Below are 22,721 nucleotides of genomic sequence, written 5' to 3'. Positions count from 1 at the left end.
AGGACGGCCGCCGGACGACGGCCTGTCGTGGGTGCCAACGACCACGGGACCCGGTGGTTATGAGTCCCGTGGTGTGGTCTGGGCGACCCGCCGGACGCGCCGGGCCCGCAGGCCCGGCGGTCGCCGTCAGTCGCGGGTGAGGCGGCGGTGCGTCACGCGGTGCGGGCGGGCGGCCTCGACACCGAGGCGCTCGACCTTGTTCTCCTCGTACGCCGCGAAGTTGCCCTCGAACCAGAACCACTTGGCCTGGTCCTCGTTGTCGCCCTCCCACGCGAGGATGTGCGTGGCGACCCGGTCGAGGAACCACCGGTCGTGGGAGGTGACCACGGCGCAGCCGGGGAAGTCGAGCAGCGCGTCCTCGAGGGAGGACAGCGTCTCGACGTCCAGGTCGTTGGTCGGCTCGTCGAGCAGCAGCAGGTTGCCGCCCATCTTCAGGGTGAGCGCGAGGTTCAGGCGGTTGCGCTCGCCACCGGACAGCACGCCGGACTTCTTCTGCTGGTCGGGGCCCTTGAAGCCGAACGAGGCGACGTAGGCCCGGGAGTTCATCTCGAAGTTCGCGACCTTGATGAAGTCCAGGCCGTCCGAGACGACCTCCCAGACGTTCTTCTGCGGGTCCAGGCCGCCGCGGCTCTGGTCGACGTAGGAGATCTTCACGGTCTGGCCCACGTTGAGCTCGCCGCCGTCGGGCTCCTCGTTGCCGGTGATCATCCGGAACAGCGTGGTCTTGCCGACGCCGTTGGGGCCGATGACGCCGACGATGCCGGCGCGCGGGAGCGAGAACGACAGGTCGTTGATCAGCGTGCGGCCCTCGAAGCCCTTGGTGAGCCCCTTGGCCTCGAGCACCACGTCACCGAGCCGCGGTCCGGCCGGGATGTTGATCTCGGAGGTGTCGATCTTCCGCATCCGGTCGGCCTCGGCCGCCATCTCCTCGTAGCGGGCCAGGCGCGACTTGCTCTTCGCCTGCCGGGCCTTGGGGTTGGAGCGGACCCACTCCAGCTCCTTCTCCAGCATCTTCGCGCGCTTGGCGTCCTTCTGGCCCTCGATCTTGAGGCGGTCCTTCTTGGTCTCCAGGTAGGTGGAGTAGTTGCCCTCGTAGCCGTGGATCGAGCCGCGGTCGACCTCGGCGATCCACTCCGCGACGTTGTCGAGGAAGTACCGGTCGTGGGTCACCGCCAGGACGGCGCCGGGGTAGCTCTTCAGGTGACCCTCGAGCCACTGCACCGACTCGGCGTCGAGGTGGTTGGTGGGCTCGTCGAGGAGGAGGAGGTCGGGCTGCTGGAGCAGCAGCTTGCACAGCGCCACGCGGCGGCGCTCACCACCGGAGAGGTGGTCCACGAGCGCGTCGGCCGGCGGGCAGCGCAGCGCGTCCATCGCCTGGTCCAGGCGCGAGTCGAGGTCCCACGCGTTGGCGTGGTCGAGGTCGGTCTGGAGGTCGCCCATCTCGGCCAGCAGCGTGTCGAAGTCGGCGTCGGGGTTCGCCATCTCCTCGCTGATCGCGTTGTAGCGGTCCAGCTTGGCCTTGATGTCGCCGACGGCCTCCTGGACGTTCTCCAGGACCGTCTTCCCCTCGGTCAGCGGCGGCTCCTGCTGGAGCATGCCCACCGTCGCCTCGGGGTCGAGGATCGCGTCGCCGTTGTTGGGCTGGTCGAGCCCGGCCATGATCTTGAGCAGTGAGGACTTGCCCGCGCCGTTGGGCCCGACCACGCCGATCTTCGCCCCGTGCAGGAACGAGAGGGTCACGTTGTCGAGGACGACCTTGTCGCCGTGGGCCTTGCGCACGTTGCGCAGGGTGAAGACATATTCCGCCATGGTCAGCGAGCGTAGTTGGGATCGCCGCCGAACGCCCGTCCGGGGTGAACGGGGCGGCCCCGCCGGAGGCCGCCCCGCGTCCCGGCGCTCAGGCGGCCACCGTCTCGGCCGTCGGCGTGGCACCCTCCGCAGCGGCGCCCTCGGTCGAGACCGCGGGCGCGGGTCCCTGCCCCTCGGGCCTCTGGGGACGCTGTGTCCTGGTGAAGGCGCTGGTGCCGCGGGCCAGGTCGTGGCCCACGAAGGTCGCCTCGACCTCGAAGGAGGTGACCTCCACGCCCGCCGTGCTGACCCAGGTGCTGACGTTGAGGCGGCCGTGCACGACGACCGGGTCACCGCGGCGCACCGACGCGGCCACGTTCTCCCCCAGCGCCCGCCAGGCGTTGACGGTGTACCACTGCGTCTCGCCGTCGCCCCACTCCCCCGTCCTGCGGGAGAACCGGCGCGGGGTCGCGCCCACGCGGAAGCTGGCCACCTGGGCGTCGCCGGCCTGGCGGAGGGCCACGTCCCCGCCGACCCATCCCTGCAGCGTCACGGTCGTCTCGTTGCTCACGATGTCTCTCCTCGTCTCGCACCGGGCGGGCCGCGTCTCGGCCCTCCTCGGTCACACGGACGAGGCTGCGGGCGGGCGCCGACCACGCCGGGCCGGTCGACGCCGCCCTGGGGAGCACGAGGCCCCAGGGCACCGTGTGGAGAGCAGGTGGGCACCGCGGCCCGGCGGCGCTACTTCAGGGCGGCGACGAGGCCGTTGCGCACGACGGTGTAGGCCTGCAGCTCCGCCTCGACTGGCCGGACGACCAGCTCCTCGGCCACGTCGTGCACGGCCGTGCGCAGCCGCCGGTCGGCCACCGCCGCCCGGCGGCGGGCCGTCGCGGCGACGAGGAACCGGCAGACGAGCGCCAGCAGGAGCCCCAGCGCCACCCCGCCCAGGAGCAGCACGAGCGGCAGCGCGATCCCGGCCAGCTTCGGCGTGGAGTCGTCGCCGAGGGTGCCCGAGACGACGAGGAGCACCGTCCACACCAGCCCGGCCGCGGCGGCCAGGACGAGGAGCCACTGGAGCACGCGGACCAGCCCGGCCCACACCGGCATCTTCGCGACGCCCAGGTCGGTCTGCGAGAGGGCCAGGTCCAGGCGGTCGTGCAGGTCCCCGAGGCGGCCGGTCGACGCACGGCGGACGGACTCCACCCACGGCCGGCCGAGGCCGTCGGAGACGTCGTCGGCCAGCCGGCGCACCTCGGTGTCGACCCGCGCCTGCTGGACCGGCGTGGCCACCGGCATCGAGGACCGGGCCTGCCCGGTGAGCTCCTTGCCCGCCGAGCCGAGGTCGAGGTGCAGCCGCTTGAGCGGGTCGGGCTTGAGGCCCGAGAGCCAGGAGACGACCGGCCACCCGGTCGCCCGCCCGGCGCGCAGGCGGGTGGAGCGCTCCACGGCGGCGACGACGGTGGGCACCCCGGCGGCCTCGGCGAGCGCGGACTCCAGGTCCGCCACCCGGGACTCGGGGAGGGCACGGGTCTTCGCGGTGCCGCTGGCCTCCTGCACCCGCTCGGCCGCGCCGCGCAGGTCCGCCTCGAGCCGGGTCCGGGTCATCTTCTTGGCCTTGACCCGCTCCCCGATCTCGGCGCGCAGCTCGTCGAGCCCGATGCCGTGGCGCGCGCTGACCGGGATGACCGGCACGCCGGGCAGCCCGTCGGCGTCGAGCAGGCGGCGCACGTCGTCGACCATCGCCTGGCGCCGCTCCTCGGGCACCGTGTCGATGTGGTTGAGGACCACGACCATGACGTCCGCGTGGGTCTGCAGCGGCACGAGGTACCGGTCGTGGATCGCCGCGTCGGCGTACTTCTGCGGGTCCAGGACCCACACGAGGAGGTCGGCGAGCTGGACGAGCCGGTCGACCTCGAGGTGGTGGGAGACCTCGGTGGAGTCGTGGTCGGGCAGGTCGAGCAGGACCACGCCCTCCATCGCCGCGTCCTCGCGGCGGGTGTCGAGCAGGGAGTCGCGCATGGTCTGGTGGCGCGGCGGGATCCCCAGCCACTCCAGCAGCTCGGCCGCACCGTCCGCACCCCACACGCAGGCGGTCGCCCAGGAGGTCGTCGGGCGGCGCACGCCGACGGCGGAGAGCTCGAGGCCCGTGAGCGCGTTGAACGTCGAGGACTTGCCCGAGCCCGTGGCGCCGGCGATGCCGACCACCGTGTGGTCGGCGGAGAGGCGCAGGCGACCCGCGGCACGCTCGGCGACGGCGTGCGCGTCGTCGAGCAGCTGGTCGTCGAGACGTCCCCGGCCGGCCTGCACGGCCGCGTCGAGGCCCTCGATCCGGGCACCGATGTCGGTACCCCGGGTGACCAGCTTCTTGGCACCCTCGAGCAAGGACGTCATGGTCTCCCTACAAGCAGCTCGGTCGATCGGTCCTGACACACCCTAGGCGTCCCGCGCTCAGGAGCCCGAGCCGGCGCCGTCGTCCGCACCGTCCCCGGCCCCACCCCGCGACGCGGCGAAGCGCAGGTCGTCGACCCGGCGGGACGCCGCCCGCAGCCGCTCGGGCGCACCGGCGGAGAGCTCGAGGCCGTCGAGGACGGAGGTGTACCGCGCTCGCTCGGCCTCCAGCAGCTCGGAGATGCGTACGTCGAGCGCGCGGCGGGCCCGCTCGGCGAGCGACCGCACGGCCTGGTCGCCGAAGACCGCCTCGAGCAGCTTCTGGCCCAGGACCGCGCTGCCGCCGGCGATGCCGACCTCGGCCCCGACGAGCGCGCCGCCGGTGCTGGCGAAGACCACGACCATGAGTGCGACCGAGAGCCCGTTGACGCCGTAGGCGAGGAAGCGGGCCGTGGTGCGCTTGTCGGCGCCTTCCTCCCGGACCATCTCGAGCACGTCCTGCTGCCACTCGCGCACGGCCCGCTCGACCTGCCGGCGCAGCTCGCGCGAGGCGCGGCCGAGGTCCTGGTCGGCGCCCGCGAGCAGGGCCTGGCCCGCGGCGTACTGCTGCCAGGCCGCCTCGGCCCGCTCGGCGGCGGACTCGGCGTGCTCGAGGACGAGGGTCTCCAGCCCGGACTCGACGGCCACCGTCACCCGCTCGGCCTGCTGCGGCTTGCCCTTGACGGCGCTGACCACCCGGTCGCGCAGCCAGCCGACCCGGTTCTCCAACGACTTGAGCAGCTCACCGGTGCCGACGAACTCCTGCCACCGCGCCAGCACCTCGCCCCGCAGCAGCGTGCCGTCCGCGCAGGCGGCGCGGATCTGCTCGGCCGCGGCGTCGTACGCGTGATCGGCGTCCTCACGCAGGCGGCGGGCGGCCTCCACCTGCTCGTCGGCGGCGGCGGCGACGCCGAACGAGCGGTTCGTCAGCGTGCGGATCGCGCCCTCGAGCGTCTGCTTGACCACGGCACCGCGTGCGTCGGCGTCCGCGGCCAGCGACTCCAGCCAGCCCCGGATGTCGGCCACGTGGTGCGGGGGCAGCAGCCCGTCGGCGTCGACCTGGCCCTCGGTGACGGTGAACAGGGGCGAGTCCTTGAGGCCGCGGCTCGCGAGCATGCGGGCCAGGTGCGTCGCGACGGTCTGGATCGCCTCGTCGGGCGTCCGGTCGAGCACGATCGCGACGGCGGTGGACCGCTCGGCCGCCTGCTTGAGGAACCCCCACGGGACCTGGTCGGCGTAGCGCGCGGCCGAGGTGACGAACAGCCACAGGTCCGCGGCGGCCAGCAGCTGGGCGGCGAGGAGGCGGTTGCGCTCCTCGACGGAGTCCACGTCGGGCGCGTCGAGGATCGCCAGGCCCTGCGGGACGGCCGGCGAGGCGACGAGCTGGAGGGCGTCGGGGTCGTTGGTGGAGTGCTGCACCCGCTCGAGGTCCGGGAGCAGCCGGTCCTGGCCGAACCACTCCGCGTCGTCGGGGTGGTGCACGAGGACGGGCGACCGGGTGGTCGGCCGGAGCACGCCGGGGGTGGTGACGCGGGTCCCGACGAGGCTGTTGACCAGCGTCGACTTGCCGGCCCCGGTGGAGCCGCCGACGACGGTGAGCAGCGGCGCGTCGATGGTCATCAGCCGTGGGATGACGTAGTCCTCGAGCTGGTCGACCATCTCCTGGCGAGCGGTGCGCTGCTCCTCCGCGCCGGGCAGCTCGAGCGGCAGCGCGGCCGCCTGGAGGGCGCTGCGCAGCTGCACCAGCGCCGTCAGCATCCGGCTGTCCCCGCCGGTCGGTCCGGGGTTCTCCTGCGGCTGGGTCGGGCTCATCGGGTGGGTACCACCTGTCCGGGGAAGGCGATGAACGGGCGCACGGCACCTATCCTCGCGACGTACTCGTGACCGCGCGCGGCGAAGTCCGGCGGCGCCGTACCACGCAGGTAGCGGTGGTGGAGGAACCCGAGCTCGACGGCTGCCTGCTGGTAGTCGCGCATCGCCCGCTCGGCGGGGACGCCGCCGAGCGCCCGGGCGTGGACGCGGGCGCGGCGGCGGGCACCGAGGTCGGTGACCCACCCGATGTCCGTGGCGGGGACCAGGCCGCGGCGGGCCGCGTCGGTGAGGGCGGCGGTGAGCATCCGGCGCTCACTGCGCCGAGCCCACACCGCCAGGCAGGCGACGCCGACGAGGGCGGGCGCCATCAGCACGACGTAGACGAGGGCGAAGCTGCCCAGGCCGTAGACGGTCGAGCCGTTCCAGAGACCGTGGGCGAGCACGGCCAGGACGTACCCGCCCAGCGGCGCGAGGACACGCACGGCTCGGGAGCGCGAGGCCACCGCGATGCCCACCCCGATGCCGGTGAAGGTCGTGAAGAGCGGGTGGGCGAAGGGGCTGAAGAGGCAGCGGACGACGAACGTCGTCGTGACCGCGTCGGTGCCGCCCGGACCCATCCCGTCGGTGCCGTCGTAGGCGGCCGCCAGGTAGAGGATGTTCTCGGTGAAGGCGAACCCGACGCCGACCATGCCGGCGTACACCAGCCCGTCCAGGATCCCGTCGAGCTCGGCGCGGCGCCACCACAGCAGGAGCAGGAGGAACAGTCCCTTGCTGGCCTCCTCGGTCACCGGCGCGACGACGGCGAGGCTGGCCTCCTCCGAGACGCCCACCGCGTAGCCACCGACGCCCTGGACGACGATGGCCGCGGCCGTCGCCACGAAGGCGCCCCACAGCAGCCCGCTGGCAAGCAGCCGCTTCGGCTCCGGCTCGTACCGGTCCAGCCACAGGTAGCACGCGACGACCGGGCCGACCGGCAGCGCGGCCAGGACGGTCGCGGTCAGCAGGGTCCGCGGCGCTCCCGAGAGCGCTATCACCAGCAGCATGAGCGCGGCGCAGATCGCCACCAGCACGGTCACCACGACCGTGAAGGCGAGGCTGTCCCTCCGCGGTGCCGACACGGGGCGAAGCCTATCGGTGGCGCCACCTGCGGGGTGCCACGCCGTCGGCGGCCCGATCTACAGTGGACGGATGAGCGAGCAAGCCACCCCGGAAGTCCCCGCGCAGCCGAAGAACGACCCGGCGGCCACGCCGCGGACCGAGTCCCACGACCCCGCCGTCCCGGCGGCGTACTCCTCCTTCATGCGCACCGGGTGGGGCGACCGCGAGCTCGACCTGCCTGCGCACCCCGTCGCCCCGTGGGCGGCCAAGCGGCGCGAGCGGCTCGCGGCTGCCTTCGCCGGCGACCGCCTGGTGCTGCCGGCCGGCGGCTACAAGGTGCGGGCCAACGACACCGACTACCGGTTCCGCGCGGACACCGCCCACGCCTACTTCTCCGGCAACCAGACCAGCGACGCGGTGCTGGTCGTCGAGGCCGACGGCAGCTCGGTGCTCTACGCGCGCCCGCGCTCCTCGCGGGAGACCGACGAGTTCTTCCGCGACCGGCAGTACGGCGAGCTGTGGGCCGGGCGCCGGCCGTCCATGCGGGAGATCTCCGACTCCCTCGGCATCGAGGTGCGCCACGTCGACCGGCTGCAGGACGACCTCGCGGCGGCCGCCCCGACCAAGACCCGCGTCCTGCGCGGGGCCTCCCCCGCCGTCGACCAGATGCTGCCGGGCGACGCCTCGCTGGACGAGGACCTGGCGCGCGTGGCCTCCGAGCTGCGCCTGGTCAAGGACGAGTGGGAGGTGGGCGAGCTGCAGGCCGCCTGCGACGCCACCACGCTGGGCTTCGAGGACTCGGTGCGGGAGTGGGACAACGTCCTGCGGTACGGCGAGCGCTGGATCGAGGGCACGTTCTTCCGGCGGGCCCGGGCGATGGGCAACGACATCGGCTACGACTCGATCGTCGCCGGCGGCAAGCACGCCACCACGCTGCACTGGATCGAGAACTCCGGGGCGATCACCCCGGGCGAGCTGGTGCTGCTCGACATGGGCGTCGAGGGACACAACCTCTACACCGCCGACGTCACCCGGACCCTGCCGGTCGACGGCACCTGGACCGCTCGGCAGCGCGAGCTGTACGAGGTCGTGCTGGCCGCCCAGCAGGCCGGCATCGACGCCGTCCGTCCCGGCGTGCCCTTCACCGCCGCCCACGACGCCGCGATGACGGTCCTCGCCCACGCGCTGGACGACATGGGGCTGCTGCCGGTCCCGGCCGAGCAGGCGCTCGACCCCGACAACAAGGTCTACGCCCGCTGGACCCTCCACGGCACGAGCCACATGCTCGGCATGGACGTCCACGACTGCGGGCTGGCGGCGCCGGAGGCGTACGCCAAGGGGACCCTCGCCGAGGGCATGGTCCTCACCGTCGAGCCCGGGCTGTACTTCCAGGAGGACGACCTCCTGGTCCCGGAGGAGCTGCGCGGCGTCGGGATCCGGATCGAGGACGACATCCTCGTGACCGCCGACGGCCAGCAGAACCTCTCCGGGTCGCTGCCGCGCTCGGCCGATGAGATCGAGGGCTGGATGGCCGCGCGGGTGCCTTCGCGGGGCTGACCCGGCGCCTGCACGACGAACGGCCCGGCCCCGTGCGGATCACCGCACGGGGCCGGGCCGTCGCTCGTCAGGGCCGCTGCCCGGCCCGACGAGCTGGGCTCAGTCGAGGACCTCGGGCGCGACCTGGTCCTCGCCCAGCCAGTCCCAGCCGTCCTCGTAGTGCTCGTGGTCGACGGCGTTCTCCTCGTCCCGGCCACGTCCCTTGGAGCCGGCCGCACCTGCGGCGGCCGCGCCGCGGGCCCCGCCCGCACCGGCTCCGCGGCCGGCTGCTCCGCGAGTGCCGGCACCGGCAGCGGCGCCACGGCCACCGGCCGCACCGCGCCCGCCCGGTGCTCCGCGACCGCCCGCGGACCCGGCGACACCGGCGCCGGCTCGGGCCCCGGTACCTCCGGCGCCACGCCCGGCAGTGCCACGCCCGGCTGCGCCTCGGCCAGCGGCTCCGGGCCGGGTGGTCGGGCTGCCGGCGCTGCCGACCGTCCCGCTCCGGCCCAGGGCACCGGCCGAGCCGGCCCGGCTCGAGCTGCCGATGGGCCGCGTCGCGCCGGCCCCCGCACTGCTCGCGCCCGGCACGACGCCGCCACGGATGCCACCGAGGGCGCCCTGCGACAGGCCGCCGGCCAGCAGGCCTCCTGCGGCCGCTCCGCCGGCGATCCCGCCGATCGCTCCACCCGCGCCGACCCCGATCGACCCCGCCGGGGACGCGCCCGCGCCCGGCACGGGGCCGAGCGGGCTCGTGCCGACGGCGCCGGGGCCCTGCGGAGTTCCCAGGCCGGGGCCGGGGTCGAGCGGCGTACCGGGGACCCCGACCGGCGGCGTGCCGATCGGAGGCGTCAGGCCGGGCTCCTCGATCACGACCGGCGGGTCGACCGGGGGGTCGATCGGCGGGGTGACCGGCGAGTCGTCGTCGTTGTCGCCGTTGTTGCCGTCGTTGCCCTTGTCGTCGTCCTGGTCGCCGTTCGGATGGTCGTCGTCGGTCGGCGTCTGGCCGGTCGGCATCTTGCCCGGAGGGGTGCCCCCGCCGGGACCGCCCTGGTAGCCCTTCGGCTCCGGGACCGGGTCCGGGATGCCGTGGATCTGCTTCATGGTCGCGGTCGAGCCGGTGAAGGTGGTGTCCATGTCGGCGATCGCGGCCGTCGCGACGGCCTCGTTCCAGGCGTAGTCGTCCCAGAACTTCGCGACCGCGGTGTGGTAGCTCTTCTGCGCCTGGACGTCGGCGTCGGTCGTCGCTCCGGGCGAGCTGGTCGGCGGGAGCGGCATGACCAGTCCGCGCATCTTGCCCAGCGCCGTCTCGCCGCGCCGGATGGCGTCGGCCGACGTGCGCAGGGCCTCGCTCGCCTTGTTCAGCTGCTCGTACTTGCGCCTCAGCGACTGGGCCGAGGCGTTGAAGGCCTCCACGACCTTGGGCCCGGTCTGGCCCTCGATCCCCTGTCGGGCCTGGTCCACGCCCTGCGTCTCCAGACGGCTGGCCACCTGGTCGAGCACCGTCGCCGCCTGGAGCCAGGCGGACTGACCGGTGTCGATGTTCTCGACGGCGGAGGCGAGCATGGTCGCCTCGAGCCGGAGCTGCTGGGGACCCTTCATCACGTGTCACTCCCGCCGGGGACGGTGCACTGGGGCGCCGTCGGCCTGTTCTGGTCGGCGAAGTCGCCGCCGGCGCAGTCGGTGCCCGCCTGCAGCGGCGTGAAGGAGGCGCCGACGACCTCGTCGGTGGCGAAGGCGTCCTTGCGGTACGCGTCGACGTTCTCGGCGTACACCTGCAGGCCCGTCACCACGTCCTCCAGGGCCTCCACGACGGTGTCCCGGGCCAGCGTCGTGTGCTGACCGAGCATCGCGGCGGTGCCGAGGTTGCCGAACGCCGCCGGCGACACCGGCTCGACGGGCCTGGCCTTGATGTCGTCGATCGAGGCGTTGAGGAGCGAGATCACCTCGTCCACCCTCTGCGAGTCCACTGCCATGTCGATCTGCTCGAGCAGGCCGGACAGATCGATGCCGAAGACGCTCACCCAGGACTCCTTCCCATGACTCCTCCGCCCGCTCCGGGCGGTCGCGTCGGACATACCCGGGTCCGCAGGACCCGAAACCACGGTCGTCGGATCGGGCCGCCCGGCCCCCTCACTAGGGTGGGCGCGACCGCGTCCTCGACCCCCGGGAGCCGATGTGCCCAGCCGCCACCGTCCGCGCCGCGTCGCCCTCGCCGCCGCCCTCTCCGCGGTGGTCCTGGTGACCGGCTGCAGCGACGACGAGGAGCCCGGCGGGACGGCACCGGAGTCGGCCAGCGCCTCTCCGAGCGCGGGCGGCTCCTCCCCGGCGTCGAGCACGGACCCGGAGGCGAGCCCGACGAGCAGCTCGGACGCGACCATCGACACCCCGCCCGCGACCGGCCCGGTCATCGAGTCCGCAGCGTTCCGCATGCGGGTCCCGGAGCGCTGGACCGTCGCCGACCCGATCAGCGACTTCGTCCGGGTCGCCACCAGGCCCGAGATCTCCGGCGACATCAGCATCGGCTTCATCGAGGCGACCGAGGGCGCGACGGTGGACGACTACCAGCGCGCCTCGACGAAGAACTGGGGCTACCCCGTCGGCCCGCGCAACGGACCGCACCGTGACGTGAACGGCGTGGAGATGTACCACCAGACCGGCAAGGCCGGCGAGACCCGGGTGGTGGAGGTGTACGGCGCCCCGCACGCCGGCCTGGCCGTCGAGATCACGTTCCTCCTCCCGACCGACATGCCTGCGGCCGAGCGCACCTCGCTCGTCGACTCGGTGCTGGCCAGCATCGAGTGGGCGTGACCCCGCCGGACCGGTCGCTCAGCGGACCTCGTTGATCCGCAGCAGGTTGCCGGTGGGGTCGCGGAACGCGCAGTCGCGGACGCCGTAGGGCTGGTCCATCGGCTCCTGCAGGACGTCCGCGCCACCGTCGACGAGCCGCTTGAACAGTCCGTCGAGGTCGTCGGTCGCCAGCGTGAGCGCCGCGCCGTAGCTTCCCTTGGCGATCAGCTCGAGGACGGTGCGGCGCTCGTCGTCGCTCAGGCCGGGGTCGACCGCCGGCGGGTGGAGCACCAGGGTCGTGCCGGTGCCGCCGGCCGGCCCGAGCGTGAGCCACCGCATGCCGTCGTACCCGACGTCGTTGCGGAGCTCGAGGCCGAGCAGGTCGCGGTAGAACCCGAGCGCGGCCTCGGCGTCGGTGTGCGGGAGGAAGGCGTGGTGGAGGGTGACGTCCATGCCGGCGACGCTAGTCAGGACGACCGGGTCGCCGCTTCTCGATTCCTGACCGGTCGGGTCACCTGGCGGGCCAGGCAGGACGGGATCCCGTCCGTCGCGCCCGCCGACTGCGCCCGGTAGACCGACGGCGGCACCCCGACGAGCTCGGTGAACCGCGTGCTGAACGTCCCGAGGGAGGAGCAGCCCACGGCGAAGCAGACCTCGGTCACGCTGAGGTCGCCGCGGCGCAGCAACGTCATCGCGCGCTCCACGCGCCGGGTCATCAGGTAGGAGTACGGCGACTCGCCGTACACCTGCTTGAACTGCCGGCTCAGGTGCCCGGCCGACATGTGCACGCCGCGGGCGAGCTCCTCGACGTCGAGCGGCTGCGCGTGGTCGCGGTCGATCCGGTCGCGCACGCGCCGCAGCTGCTCGAGCCGCCGGAGCCGCTCGGAGTCGGGGGACGGGACCGCCATGCCCGGATCCTGGCACGCCGGGCCCGCCGCAGGACAGGCCCGCCGCAGGACAGGCCCGCGGCAGGTGGGCGGGCGGCGCGGTGCGGCATACTGGCCGCCGGCCGGTCGCCCGGCCTCCCGCCTCCGTAGCTCAGCTGGATAGAGCAGCGGCCTTCTAATCCGCCGGTCGCAGGTTCGAGTCCTGCCGGGGGCGCCACCACTCCCCGACCCGGGACCGCCGGGTCAGCGCAGGCCCGCCTCCTGCGAGCAGGCCGGCCACGCTCCCCAGCCCTGGGCGTCCTGGATCCGCTCGGCGACGCGGATCTGCTCGGCCTTGGTCGCGCCGTGCGGGTACGGCGCGAGCCGGCGTCCGCCGAAGCCGTCCCAGGTCTGCTTGCTGATCTGGAGACCGCCGTAGTAGCCGTTGCCGGTGTCGATGTGCCAGCGCCCGCCGGACTCGCACTGGGCGAGCCGGTCCCAGGTGCGCTCGGGGGCGGCCTGTGCGGGCGCCTGCGCGGCCACGACGGGGACGAGGGTGGCTGCGGCGAGGGCGGCGGACGAGACGAGCGTGCGGATGCGCATGTGCGGACCTCCGTGACGCCTGCGGGCCGGTCGCGCTCGGCGCGTGGCGCTCGCCCCGCTCCGGGCATCGCGTTCGACCCCTGCGCGGAGCGGGTGCGGCGGGCGCAGGTGGACGCCCCGGTCGACCGGGACCCCACGAACCTAGGACGAGCCCCCCGGGGCGGATCAAGTCGGACCGGATCAGGCCGGGCCGGATCAGGCCGGGCCGGATCAGGCCGGGCCGGATCAGGCCGGGCCGGATCAGGCCGGGCCCGGATCGGGTCGAGGGCGGGACCGCTGGCAGGATGCACGCGTCCGGCGGGGCCTCACCCGTCAGGGCCGATCGGGACGAAATGCGACCGTCGTGGTTGCGGGTACCTGAGACTGTCCCCGTCCCCGCCAGCGCCGCCAGCGCTCCTGAACCGGAGAGCAGAACGAACACGATGACGTCCCCCGACCCTGCCCCTGACGAGCAGCTGGTCCTGCACGTCGAGCACGAGGGCGGCTTCGCCGTCGTGCAGGCCCGCGGGGAGATCGACCTCGCGACCGTCGGCGGCTTCCGGATGGTGCTCAACGACCTGATGGTCGACGGGCACGTCGACGTGGTCGTCGACCTCACGCAGGTGCCGTTCGTCGACTCCTCCGCACTGGGCGCGCTCGTGGCCGCCCACCGCCGCGCGCGAGGCCTCGGTGGCTCGCTCGCGGTCGCCGGCATCCAGCAGCCGGTCGCGCGCATCCTGGAGCTCACGGGGCTGGACCGGGTGCTGGCCACCTACCCCACGGCCCGGGACGCCGTCGCCGGGTGAGCGCCGACGTGTCGATGAGCGACTTCCTGCGCCGGAGCGGGACGGTCGGCCAGGACCTCCTCGACGTCGACTGGTCCCTGACGTCGGTCGGCGAGCCGGACACCTGGCCGCTGAGCCTGCGCAACGCCGTGCGCATCCTGCTCACCTCGAAGTTCTCGATGTGGATGGCGTGGGGCGAGGACCTGACGTTCTTCTGCAACGACGCCTACCGGCGCGACACGCTCGGCAGCAAGTACCCCTGGGCGCTCGCGCGACCGGCCTCCGAGGTGTGGCGCGAGATCTGGCCGGACATCGGCCCCCGGATCGAGCGGGTCATGGCCACGGGCGAGGCGACGTGGGACGAGAAGCTCCTCCTCTTCCTCGAGCGGAGCGGCTACGTCGAGGAGAGCTACCACACCTTCTCCTACAGCCCGCTGGCCGACGACGACGGCGTGGTCGCCGGCATGCTCTGCGTGGTCACCGAGGACACCGAGGAGGTCGTCTCGACCCGGCGGATGACCACCCTGCGCGACCTCGGCATCCGGTCCGGCGCGGCCGGCAACGAGGCAGCGGCCGTCGCCGCGGCGTGCGAGCACCTGGCCGAGAACGGCCACTCCCTCCCGTTCGTGCTGGTCTACCTCTTCGGCTCCGAGGGCACGGTCGCGCACCGTCGAGGACTGGCCGGCATCGCGTCCGAGCACGCCGCGGCGCCCCGGACCGTGCAGGTCGGCGCTCCGGACGCCGTCTGGCCCCTCGACGCCGCGTGGCGCGGCGAGGACGTCGTGGTCTCGGCCATCGACGACCTCTTCCCCGACCTGCCGACCGGCGCCTGGGCCGAGCCGCCGACCCGCGCCTACGTCACCCCGCTCGCCCAGCCCGGCCAGGCCGCGCCGTACGGCGCGCTCGTGGTCGGCCTCAACCGGTACCGGCCCTTCGACGCCGGCTACCGCGACTTCCTCGAGCTGCTCGCCGGCCACCTCTCGGCCGCCATCGGCGACGCGCGCGCGATCGAGCAGGAGAAGCAGCGGGCCGAGGAGCTGGCCCGCATCGACCAGGCGAAGACCGACTTCTTCGCCAACGTCAGCCACGAGCTGCGCACGCCGTTGACGCTGCTGCTGGCGCCCGCCGAGGACGCCCTGGCCGACCAGGAGCGACCGCTGCCGCCGGGCCAGCGCGACCGGCTGCAGGTGATCGCCCGCAACGGCCAGCGGATGCTGCAGCTGGTCAACACGCTCCTCGACTTCTCGCGCCTGGAGGCCGGCCGGGACGGCAGCGAGTTCGTCGCCACCGACCTGTGCGCGTACACCTCCGAGCTCGCCGCGATGTTCGAGTCGGCGGCGGAGAGCGCCGGCCTGCGCCTGGAGATCGACTGCGACGCTGAGGTCCCGGCGTACGTCGACCGCGAGGCCTGGGCCAAGATCGTGCTGAACCTGGTCTCCAACGCCCTGAAGTTCACCTTCGAGGGCGGGGTCACGGTGCGGCTGCGCGAGGAGGACGGCCGGGCGGTGCTCCGCGTCAGCGACACCGGCAGCGGCATCCCGGCCGGAGAGCTGCCCCGGCTCTTCGAGCGGTTCCACCGGGTCGCGGGGTCCCGCTCGCGGACCCACGAGGGCACCGGCATCGGGCTCGCCCTGGTCCGCGAGCTGGTCGAGCAGCACGACGGCCGGGTGGGCGCGACCAGCAGCACCGAGGACGCCGACCACGGCACGACGTTCACGGTCTCGCTCCCGCTGGGATGGGGCCACCTGCCGGCCGACCGGGTCCGGCACGCCTCCGACGCCGCTCCCGACCCCGGGGCCGAACGACGGGCCCAGGCGTTCGTGGAGCAGAGCTCCAGGTGGCTGCTCGGCGAGCAGGCGGGAGAGGTGGCCGCACCGCCCGACGCGGCCGGCTCCTCGAGCGACGACCCGGCCGACGACCGGTGGCGGGTGCTGGTGGTCGACGACAACGACGACATGCGTCGCTACATCCGCGACCTGCTCGCGCCGGCGTACGACGTCCGGACGGCCGTCGACGGGCTCGACGCGCTCGACGCGATGGCGCAGGACGTGCCCGACCTCGTGCTGACCGATGTGATGATGCCCGAGCTCGACGGGTTCGGGCTGCTGCGGCGGATGCAGGCCGACCCCACCCTGACCTCGGTGCCGGTGATCATGCTCTCCGCACGCGCCGGCGAGGAGGGCACGCTCGAGGGCCTGGAGGCCGGCGCCGACGACTACCTCGTCAAGCCGTTCTCCGCGCGGGAGCTCCTGGCCCGGGTCCGGGTGAACCTCGAGCTGGACCGGGCGCACCGGGTCCGCGACGCGCTGGAGCGCAGCCGGGAGCTGCTCGACCAGGCGCAGCGGCTGGCGCGGCTCGGCAGCTGGGAGGTCGACCTCGCGCGGGACACCATCACCGGCTCGCGGACCTTCTTCGACATGCTCGGCCTCAACCGGGAGGACGCCGAGGAGCGGGGTGCCCGGAGGGTCATCACCCAGCTCGTTCACCCCGAGGACCTGCCCCGCGTCGAGGAGCGGCTGGCCGCGGCGACCGCCGGCGAGACGATCGTCTACGAGGTCCGCGTGGTCACCCCGGCCGGGGAGGTGCGCCTCTTCCAGGCCTACGGCGAGCCGGCGACCGGCCCCGACGGGAGCCGCCTGGTGCGCGGCTCCTTCCAGGACATCACCGACCAGCGGGCGCTCCAGCAGCGGCTCGTCGCGGCGGAGTCCGAGCGCGAGGTCGTCGAGCGCGAGCGGCAGATCGCCCGGGAGCTGCAGGCGAGCCTGCTCCCCCGCACCGACCCCGACGTGGCCGGGCTGGAGGTCGCGACCTACTACCGGGCCGGCGTCGTCGGCACCCAGGTCGGCGGCGACTGGTACGACGTCATCGACCTCGGCGCCGGCCGGACCGCGGTGGTCATCGGCGACGTGATGGGTCGCGGCGTCCGCGCCGCCGCGGTCATGGGGCAGCTGCGCGCGGCGACCCGGGCGTTCGCGAAGCTCGACCTGTCCCCCACCGACGTCCTGGAGCACCTCGACCCGCTGGTGCAGGACCTCGCCGGGGACCAGATCGTCACGTGCGTGTACGCCGTGTTCGACGCCGCGGACCACACGCTGGCCTACGCGAACGCCGGTCACCTCCCGCCGCTGCTGGCCCACGCCGACGGCCGGGTCTCGCTGCTGCGCGAGGTGGGGCCGCCCCTCGGCGCCGGCCACTACGGGTTGGCGACCACCACCGTCACCCTCGACCCGACCGACGTGCTGCTGCTCTACACCGACGGGCTCGTCGAGCGCCGCGGCGAGGACCTCCAGCTCGGCCTGGAACGGCTCGGCACGACCGTGGCACCGCGGACGACGCTCCCCGCGGGCGCCCTCCTCGCCGAGGTCGTGTCCGCACTGACCGGCGACGGCGTCGACGACGACGTGGCGATGGTCGTCGCCCGGGCCCGGGCGGAACCCGCGGGCGCCGTGGCCCGGTTCGAGGTCGGCACGCCCGAGGTCCTCGGCACGCTGCGCCGCCAGGTCGCCGACCAGCTCTCCCGCTGGGAGGTGCCCGAGGGGCGGGCCGGCGACGTGGTCCAGGTGGTCACCGAGCTCGCGACCAACGCGCTGCGGCACGCCGAGCCGCCGGTGGTCCAGCTCCGACGCCTCGACGAGGCGGTCCTGGTGGAGGTGCGCGACGCCGCCATGGTGCGGCCGCGCCGCCGGCGCACGACCGGGACCGACGAGGCCGGCCGCGGGCTGAACATGGTCGCCGTGCTGGCCGACGACTGGGGGACGCGACCCACGGAGGACGGCAAGACCGTGTGGGCGCTGGTCGGGTGGGCACCCCGGGACTGAGGCCTTATCACACCCCTATGGGTGGTGGTGGACCAGACCGGTTCCGGGCAACGTCGAGTGCGCGCCCGACCCGGGTGCGTGGAACGCACCCGACCTCGGAAGGAGCGGACCGCCTCATGCAGAGCCCGACGCACGGCGCTGGAGCCGACCACCGCACGATGTCCCGCGAGGAGCGCTCGACGCGCACCTCGGAGCTGCTGGCCCGAGCCCGCGCCAGCCAGGGCGCCGAGCGCGAGGAGGTCCTCGCCGAGGTGGTCCTCGTCAACCGTCGCGTCGCCGACGCCGTGGCCAACCGCTACCGCCGTCGGGGGATCCCGCTCGAGGACCTGCAGCAGGTGGCCTACGAGGGCCTGGTCAAGGCGGTCCACCGCTTCGACCCCACCGTCCGCGAGGACCTCCTGACCTACGCGGTGCCCACGATCCGCGGCGAGATCCAGCGCCACTTCCGTGACCAGGGCTGGATGGTCCGGCCGCCGCGCCGCGTGCAGGAGCTGCAGCGCGACCTGACGATGGCCACCGACCGGCTCGAGCAGGAGCTCGGCCGCGAGCCCACCGACGAGGAGGTCGAGCGCGAGCTCGGCATCACCCCCGAGGAGCACCGCGAGGCGCTGCAGGGGCTCGGCTGCTTCCAGCCGACGTCGCTGGACCAACCGGTCGGCAGCGAGTCCGGCACCAGCCTCGGCGAGGTGCTCCCGCAGGACCCCGACGAGGGCCCGGCCGAGGCGCGCGCCGTGCTCGCCCCGGTCATGCGCGGGCTCTCCGAGCGCGACCGCCGGGTGCTCTACCTGCGGTTCTACGAGGACCAGACCCAGCGCGAGATCGGCGACGAGCTCGGCGTGAGCCAGGTGCAGGTCTCCCGCGTCCTCACGCGGATCCTGGAGACGATGCGGGAGCAGATCGGGTCCGAGCACCCGTCGGCACCCTGACCAGCAGCCCGTCCCGGGGCGTGGTGGGCATCCGCGTGCGGTCGACCACGTCGTCCACCACCGAGTACGGCACGGGCGCGAGCACCCGCAGCGTCGCCCCGAGCACCCGCAGCGTGAGCGACTCGCCCGGGCAGCGGTGCCCCGAGGGGTGGCCACCCCCCTGGGGGACCAGGTCGAACGCGCCGGGGGCGTGGTCGAGGAACCGCTCGGGGCGGAACGCGTGCGGGTCGGGCCAGCGCGCGGGGTCGTGGTCGATGCCCATGATGTCGAGCACCAGCCGGTCACCGCGCCGCACCCGCACGCCGTCGATCCGCGCGGGGCGCGTCGCCCGGGCGGCGAGCACCGGCGCGAACGGCGTGGTGCGCCGCACCTCCTGCGCGAACGCCAGCCGGGCCAGCTCCTCCCCCGGGTCCGCCAGCCGCTCCCGCCACTCGGGGTGCTCGGCGAGCCGCAGCGCGGCGAAGGTGCCGAGGTAGGCGACCGCGATCGTGGGACGCAGGATGTTGCCGAGCTCCACCCCCGCGGTCCGGTCGTCCACGTCGAGGCCGCCGACGAGCCGGGCGGCCGGTGAGTCCTCGGGCACGCCGGCGCGGCCGGAGCGGATGTCGGCCGCGAGCCGGGTCGCCCAGCGGTTCCACCACAGTCGGGAGGCCCAGCCGCGCAGGTAGGCCGCCCCGGCGAAGCCGAAGCCGTCGACCTGCTGCCCCAGGCGGTGCGCCAGCTGGTCGGCCCGCCGGTCGGGCAGGTCGAGGCCCGCCCACTGCAGCACCGCCCGGCCGTACGCCGAGACCAGCGCCGGGTGGACGCTCACCTGGCGGCCCGGCCAGCGCTCCGTCGCAGCGGTGAGCTCGGCGGCGACCCGGTCGACCACCGGGCCCAGCCCGTCGGCGGACAGCACGTCGACCATGACCTGCTTGCGCTCGCGGTGCGCCACGCCGTCCATCCCGTGCAGCGCGCCGCGCCCGAACAGCAACCAGGCGAGCGGCGGCGGCACGACGCCCTTGCGCTCGGCCGCGGACTCGTCGTAGAAGAACCGCACGCCGGGCTCGCTGCGCACGACGACCGCCCGGCGACCGGCGAGACGGCTGGCGTGGGTCCCGGCATCGGCACCGACGCCACGCGCCTCCCGGTCGGCGGCGACGCCGTCGTACCCGTGTCGGAGCAGGCGGAGGGTGAGGTCCATGGCGGCCCGGTGTCCCGTCCCGGCGCTCCCAGTCGGGTGCCCCGTCAGGAATCGAGCGGCTGGACCTGGCGCGACCGGTCCGGGAGGAGGCCGTGCTGGAGCCCCCAGGCCACGGCCTGCGAGCGCCGCGTGACGCCGATCTTGCGGTACGCCGTGCGGATGTAGGTCTTCACGGAGTTGATCGAGAGGTAGGTGCGCTCGGCGATCTCCTGGTTGGACAGCCCCCGGCTGATCAGCGAGACCACCTCGGCCTCCCGCGCGCTGAGCCCGTGCGCCTTCCCGGGCCAGGACCCCGACGACTCCCCGTCCGCGAGCTCCGCCGCCAGGTCGGCGTCCACCCCGCCCTGGGGACGGACCGCCTCCCCCGCGTGCACCTTCAGGACGGTGGCCACGATCTCCTCGGCGCGTGCCGACTTGGGCAGGTAGCCCGCCGCGCCCCGGGCCATCGTCCGCTCGACCACGTCGGGCCGGGTGTTCCAGCTGTAGACCACGACCCGCGGCTTGCCGTCGTCGAGGAGGTCGTCGACGCTGAGGTGCTCGCCCTCGCCCTGGCCGAAGGTGTCGACGAGCACGACGTCGACGTCGCAGACGGGCGGCACGCCGCTGTCCAGCTCCACGACCACGACCTGGTCGGAGAACGGCGCGAGCATCGCGGCGACCCCGGCCACGACGAGCTCGAAGTCGTTGACCACGGCGACGCGGACAGGGTGGACGGACATGGACGCATCCTATTTGGTCCGTCCAGCCCGCGGGCCCGTCCGCGCGGACGGGCACGGACAAGTCCTGCCCGTCGACCTCAGGCGGGACGGGTCCCGTGCGCGACGTACGCGTCGATCTCGGCGAGCAGCCTCGCCCGGAGGGACTCCTCGGCGAAGGAGGCCCGCACGGCCGTCCGCGCGAGGTCGGCGACCCCGTCGTCGTCGAGGCCGAGCAGCTCGGCCGCGACCTCGTACTCCCGGTTGAGGGAGGTGCCGAACATCGGCGGGTCGTCGGAGGCCACCGTGACCGTGACCCCCGCGTCGCGGAACGCGACGATCGGGTGCTCGGCCAGGTCGGCCACGGCCCGGGTGGCGACGTTCGAGGAGGGGCAGACCTCGAGCGGGACGCCGGTCTCGGCGAGGTGGGCCAGCAGCGCGGGGTCCTGGGCGGCCGAGGTGCCGTGGCCGATCCGGTCGGCGCCGAGCAGGTGCAGGGCGTCCCACACCGTCCGCGGACCGGTCGTCTCGCCGGCGTGCGGGACAGAGCGCAGCCCCGCGGCACGGGCGGCGTCGAAGTGCGGCTGGAACTGCGCGCGCGGCACGCCGATCTCGGGGCCGCCGAGGCCGAAGCCGACCAGGCCCTCGGGCCGGTGCCGGAGCGCGAAGTCGAGGGTCGCGTCCGCGCTGGGGACGCCCGCCTCGCCCGGGATGTCGTAGACCCACCGGAGCACGAGGCCGAAGTCCCGCTCGGCGGCCACCCGGGCGTCCTCGATGGCCTCGGTGTAGGCCTCGATCGGCATCCCGGGCTCCGGGTCGTGCGGCCGCACCGAGGTGTACGGCGTGCAGGTCAGCTCGGCGTACCGCAGCGACTGGCCCTGTGCCATCTCCCGCGCGACCTCGTAGGTCAGGTAGCGGACGTCCTCGGGGGTGCGCACCAGGTCGACCACAGCGAGGTAGACCTCGATGAAGTGCGCGAAGTCGCGGAACTCGTAGAACCTGCGCAGCTCGTCGAGGTCGCTCGGGACCGTGCCCGGGTGGCGCGCGGCCAGCTCGGCGACCATCCGCGGCGACGCGGACCCGACGTGGTGGACGTGCAGCTCGGCCTTCGGCAGGCCCGCGACGAACCCGGGGGTGAGGGACACCCCCGGATCATCGGCTCACTCGACCGCGGCAACCAAGTTGTCGGCGAGCTCCTCGACGGTGTCGCCGTCGGTGAAGACCTCGCCGTCGACCAGCACCGTCGGCGTCCCGTTCACGCCGGCCCGCGAGGCGGCGTCGGTGGCGTTCTGCACCCACTGGTCGAACTCGCGGTCCTCGATCGCCCCGCGCACCTGCGCCTCCTCCGCACCCGCCTCGACGGCGAGGTCGACCAGGTCGTCGTCGCTCGGGAACGGCCCGGACTCCCCCGGCTGGTTCTCGAAGAGCAGGTCGTGGAACTCCTTGGCCACCTGCGGACCGGCCGCGTCGAGGACGGCCGCGAAGGCGTTCGTCGCGCGAGCGGAGTAGTCGCCGTACCTGCTGAGCAGGTCGAAGGGGCGGTACTCGACGTAGACCTGGCCGTCCGCGGCGAGCCGCTCGAGGTCCGCGCGGGTCTCGCCCTCCAGGGCGCCGCAGAAGGGGCAGAGGAAGTCCTCGTAGACGACCACCTGGTGCGGCGCGTCCGCGTCACCGATCGCGAGCGAGTACTGGCCGGTCGCGCCGGCCGGCGGGGCGGCGACCTCCCCGGTGTCGTCGCGCCCGCGCTGCACGAGCACGCCGACCGCGACGACGACCAGCAGGAGCAGGACCACCCCGCCGACGATCAGCGCCCGGCGGCGCCGCTCCTGGCGCTCCTGCTCGAGGATGGCGGCGGCGGCGCGTTCGGCGCGCGACTGCTGGCGGTTCTTGGTGGACACCTCAGGCCTCTCGGGTGGTGGACGTGCTCGTCGTACGACGGAACAGGGCGCTGTCCAGCGCGAGCCGCGTCGAGCGGCTCCACACCAGGAGCAGCGACAGGGCGAGGAGACCGACGTCGCGGGCGATCTCCCAGGGGTACTGGCTGGCGGCGCCCTCCTCGAAGCCGCCGCCGCCGAAGCAGCCGCAGTCGATCTGCAGCCCGCGCGCCCAGGCGGACGCGATGCCGATGATGAAGGCGAGGAAGAGCAGCGCGGACACGGCGGCGGCGCCGCGCGTGAGCAGGCCCAGGACGAGCGCCAGACCGACCACCACCTCCAGCACCGGGAGCAGGTGGCCGACGGTGGGGACGATCGACTCCGGGAGCAGGTCGTAGGCGCGGACCGCTCGCACGCTCTCGTAGGGGTCGGGCAGCTTCAGCGCACCGGCGACGATCCACACGCCGCCGGTCACGAGCCGGGCGACCAGGCCGAACCACTCCCTCACGTCGGGCACGCTAGGCAGCCCACCTGAGCCGAC

General features: G+C 74.2%; 20 protein-coding genes and 1 tRNA gene. 6 read left to right on the top strand and 15 right to left on the bottom strand.

Going from position 1 to position 22,721, the window contains the following annotated elements:
- Positions 1-126 precede the first annotated feature (126 nt).
- The 5 genes from ettA to OSR43_RS06330 all read right to left on the bottom strand — a co-directional run bounded on the left by ettA (position 127) and on the right by OSR43_RS06330 (position 7,145).
- Positions 127-1,809, bottom strand: coding sequence for an energy-dependent translational throttle protein EttA (gene ettA, locus OSR43_RS06350; protein WP_302270344.1), 1,683 nt, complete (start codon positions 1,807-1,809; stop codon positions 127-129).
- 88 nt (positions 1,810-1,897) lie between these two features.
- Entirely contained in the window at positions 1,898-2,359 is a 462-nt protein-coding gene (locus OSR43_RS06345; protein ID WP_302270343.1) for a single-stranded DNA-binding protein, read from the bottom strand.
- 170 nt (positions 2,360-2,529) lie between these two features.
- Positions 2,530-4,179 carry a GTPase family protein gene (locus tag OSR43_RS06340; protein ID WP_302270342.1) on the bottom strand — a complete coding sequence of 550 codons (1,650 nt, stop codon included), beginning with the start codon at positions 4,177-4,179 and terminating at the stop codon, positions 2,530-2,532.
- A 57-nt stretch (positions 4,180-4,236) separates the two neighbouring features.
- Positions 4,237-6,027 (bottom strand): GTPase domain-containing protein, encoded by a 1,791-nt coding sequence (locus OSR43_RS06335; protein WP_302270341.1) that lies wholly within the window; start codon positions 6,025-6,027, stop codon positions 4,237-4,239.
- Entirely contained in the window at positions 6,024-7,145 is a 1,122-nt protein-coding gene (locus OSR43_RS06330) for a PrsW family intramembrane metalloprotease (RefSeq protein ID WP_302270339.1), read from the bottom strand. Before OSR43_RS06330 ends, OSR43_RS06335 begins: the two co-directional genes overlap by 4 nt.
- A gap of 70 nt (positions 7,146-7,215) precedes the next feature.
- Here OSR43_RS06330 and OSR43_RS06325 point away from each other — a divergent pair, with 70 nt between their 5' ends.
- Positions 7,216-8,682, top strand: a complete 1,467-nt coding sequence (locus OSR43_RS06325) for an aminopeptidase P family protein (protein ID WP_302270338.1) — start codon at positions 7,216-7,218, stop codon at positions 8,680-8,682.
- 99 nt (positions 8,683-8,781) lie between these two features.
- Here the strand turns inward: OSR43_RS06325 and OSR43_RS06320 are convergent, their stop codons facing one another.
- Together OSR43_RS06320 and OSR43_RS06315 are read right to left on the bottom strand one after the other, a co-directional pair.
- Entirely contained in the window at positions 8,782-10,266 is a 1,485-nt protein-coding gene (locus tag OSR43_RS06320; RefSeq protein ID WP_302270337.1) for a hypothetical protein, read from the bottom strand.
- On the bottom strand, positions 10,263-10,685 hold the full coding sequence (locus tag OSR43_RS06315) for a hypothetical protein (RefSeq protein ID WP_302270336.1): 423 nt from the start codon (positions 10,683-10,685) through the stop codon (positions 10,263-10,265). The genes OSR43_RS06320 and OSR43_RS06315 overlap by 4 nt, the downstream gene beginning before the upstream one ends.
- Before the next feature lie 154 nt (positions 10,686-10,839).
- On the opposite strand from OSR43_RS06315, the gene OSR43_RS06310 reads away from it, so the two are divergent.
- Positions 10,840-11,472 carry a hypothetical protein gene (locus OSR43_RS06310; protein WP_302270335.1) on the top strand — a complete coding sequence of 211 codons (633 nt, stop codon included), beginning with the start codon at positions 10,840-10,842 and terminating at the stop codon, positions 11,470-11,472.
- 18 nt (positions 11,473-11,490) lie between these two features.
- Here the strand turns inward: OSR43_RS06310 and OSR43_RS06305 are convergent, their stop codons facing one another.
- Together OSR43_RS06305 and OSR43_RS06300 are read right to left on the bottom strand one after the other, a co-directional pair.
- Positions 11,491-11,904: a VOC family protein gene (locus tag OSR43_RS06305; RefSeq protein ID WP_302270334.1), complete on the bottom strand. Its 414-nt coding sequence runs from the start codon at positions 11,902-11,904 to the stop codon at positions 11,491-11,493.
- 14 nt (positions 11,905-11,918) lie between these two features.
- Positions 11,919-12,359, bottom strand: coding sequence for a helix-turn-helix transcriptional regulator (locus tag OSR43_RS06300; protein WP_302270332.1), 441 nt, complete (start codon positions 12,357-12,359; stop codon positions 11,919-11,921).
- 119 nt (positions 12,360-12,478) lie between these two features.
- Between OSR43_RS06300 and OSR43_RS06295 the strand changes: the two genes are divergently transcribed.
- A tRNA-Arg gene (locus OSR43_RS06295) sits at positions 12,479-12,555 on the top strand.
- Between the two features lie 26 nt (positions 12,556-12,581).
- Here OSR43_RS06295 and OSR43_RS06290 read toward each other — a convergent pair.
- Positions 12,582-12,920 carry a transglycosylase family protein gene (locus OSR43_RS06290; RefSeq protein ID WP_302270331.1) on the bottom strand — a complete coding sequence of 113 codons (339 nt, stop codon included), beginning with the start codon at positions 12,918-12,920 and terminating at the stop codon, positions 12,582-12,584.
- Between the two features lie 422 nt (positions 12,921-13,342).
- On the opposite strand from OSR43_RS06290, the gene OSR43_RS06285 reads away from it, so the two are divergent.
- From OSR43_RS06285 to OSR43_RS06275, 3 genes are all read left to right on the top strand, one after another.
- Positions 13,343-13,705 (top strand): STAS domain-containing protein, encoded by a 363-nt coding sequence (locus tag OSR43_RS06285; RefSeq protein WP_302270330.1) that lies wholly within the window; start codon positions 13,343-13,345, stop codon positions 13,703-13,705.
- The gene (locus tag OSR43_RS06280; RefSeq protein WP_302270329.1) at positions 13,702-17,502 is read left to right on the top strand and encodes a SpoIIE family protein phosphatase; all 3,801 of its coding nucleotides are present in this window, start codon (positions 13,702-13,704) and stop codon (positions 17,500-17,502) included. The genes OSR43_RS06285 and OSR43_RS06280 overlap by 4 nt, the downstream gene beginning before the upstream one ends.
- A 116-nt stretch (positions 17,503-17,618) precedes the next feature.
- Positions 17,619-18,428, top strand: coding sequence for a sigma-70 family RNA polymerase sigma factor (locus OSR43_RS06275; RefSeq protein ID WP_302270328.1), 810 nt, complete (start codon positions 17,619-17,621; stop codon positions 18,426-18,428).
- Here OSR43_RS06275 and OSR43_RS06270 read toward each other — a convergent pair.
- From OSR43_RS06270 to OSR43_RS06250, 5 genes are all read right to left on the bottom strand, one after another.
- Positions 18,367-19,611, bottom strand: a complete 1,245-nt coding sequence (locus OSR43_RS06270) for a cytochrome P450 (RefSeq protein WP_302270327.1) — start codon at positions 19,609-19,611, stop codon at positions 18,367-18,369. The genes OSR43_RS06275 and OSR43_RS06270 overlap by 62 nt on opposite strands.
- A gap of 44 nt (positions 19,612-19,655) precedes the next feature.
- Positions 19,656-20,330: a response regulator transcription factor gene (locus OSR43_RS06265; protein WP_302270326.1), complete on the bottom strand. Its 675-nt coding sequence runs from the start codon at positions 20,328-20,330 to the stop codon at positions 19,656-19,658.
- Between the two features lie 77 nt (positions 20,331-20,407).
- The gene (locus OSR43_RS06260) at positions 20,408-21,451 is read right to left on the bottom strand and encodes an adenosine deaminase (RefSeq protein ID WP_302270325.1); all 1,044 of its coding nucleotides are present in this window, start codon (positions 21,449-21,451) and stop codon (positions 20,408-20,410) included.
- Positions 21,452-21,466: 15 nt separating this feature from the next.
- Positions 21,467-22,204 (bottom strand): thioredoxin domain-containing protein, encoded by a 738-nt coding sequence (locus tag OSR43_RS06255; protein ID WP_302270322.1) that lies wholly within the window; start codon positions 22,202-22,204, stop codon positions 21,467-21,469.
- 1 nt (position 22,205) lies between these two features.
- The gene (locus OSR43_RS06250) at positions 22,206-22,688 is read right to left on the bottom strand and encodes a MauE/DoxX family redox-associated membrane protein (RefSeq protein ID WP_302270320.1); all 483 of its coding nucleotides are present in this window, start codon (positions 22,686-22,688) and stop codon (positions 22,206-22,208) included.
- Between the last annotated feature and the right edge of the window lie 33 nt (positions 22,689-22,721).

It is taken from the genome of Nocardioides sp. Arc9.136 (genome assembly GCF_030506255.1).
Lineage (GTDB): Bacteria > Actinomycetota > Actinomycetes > Propionibacteriales > Nocardioidaceae > Nocardioides.
The sequence above is the reverse complement of the archived record's forward strand: the minus strand, read 5'-3'. Positions and strand labels throughout refer to the sequence as shown.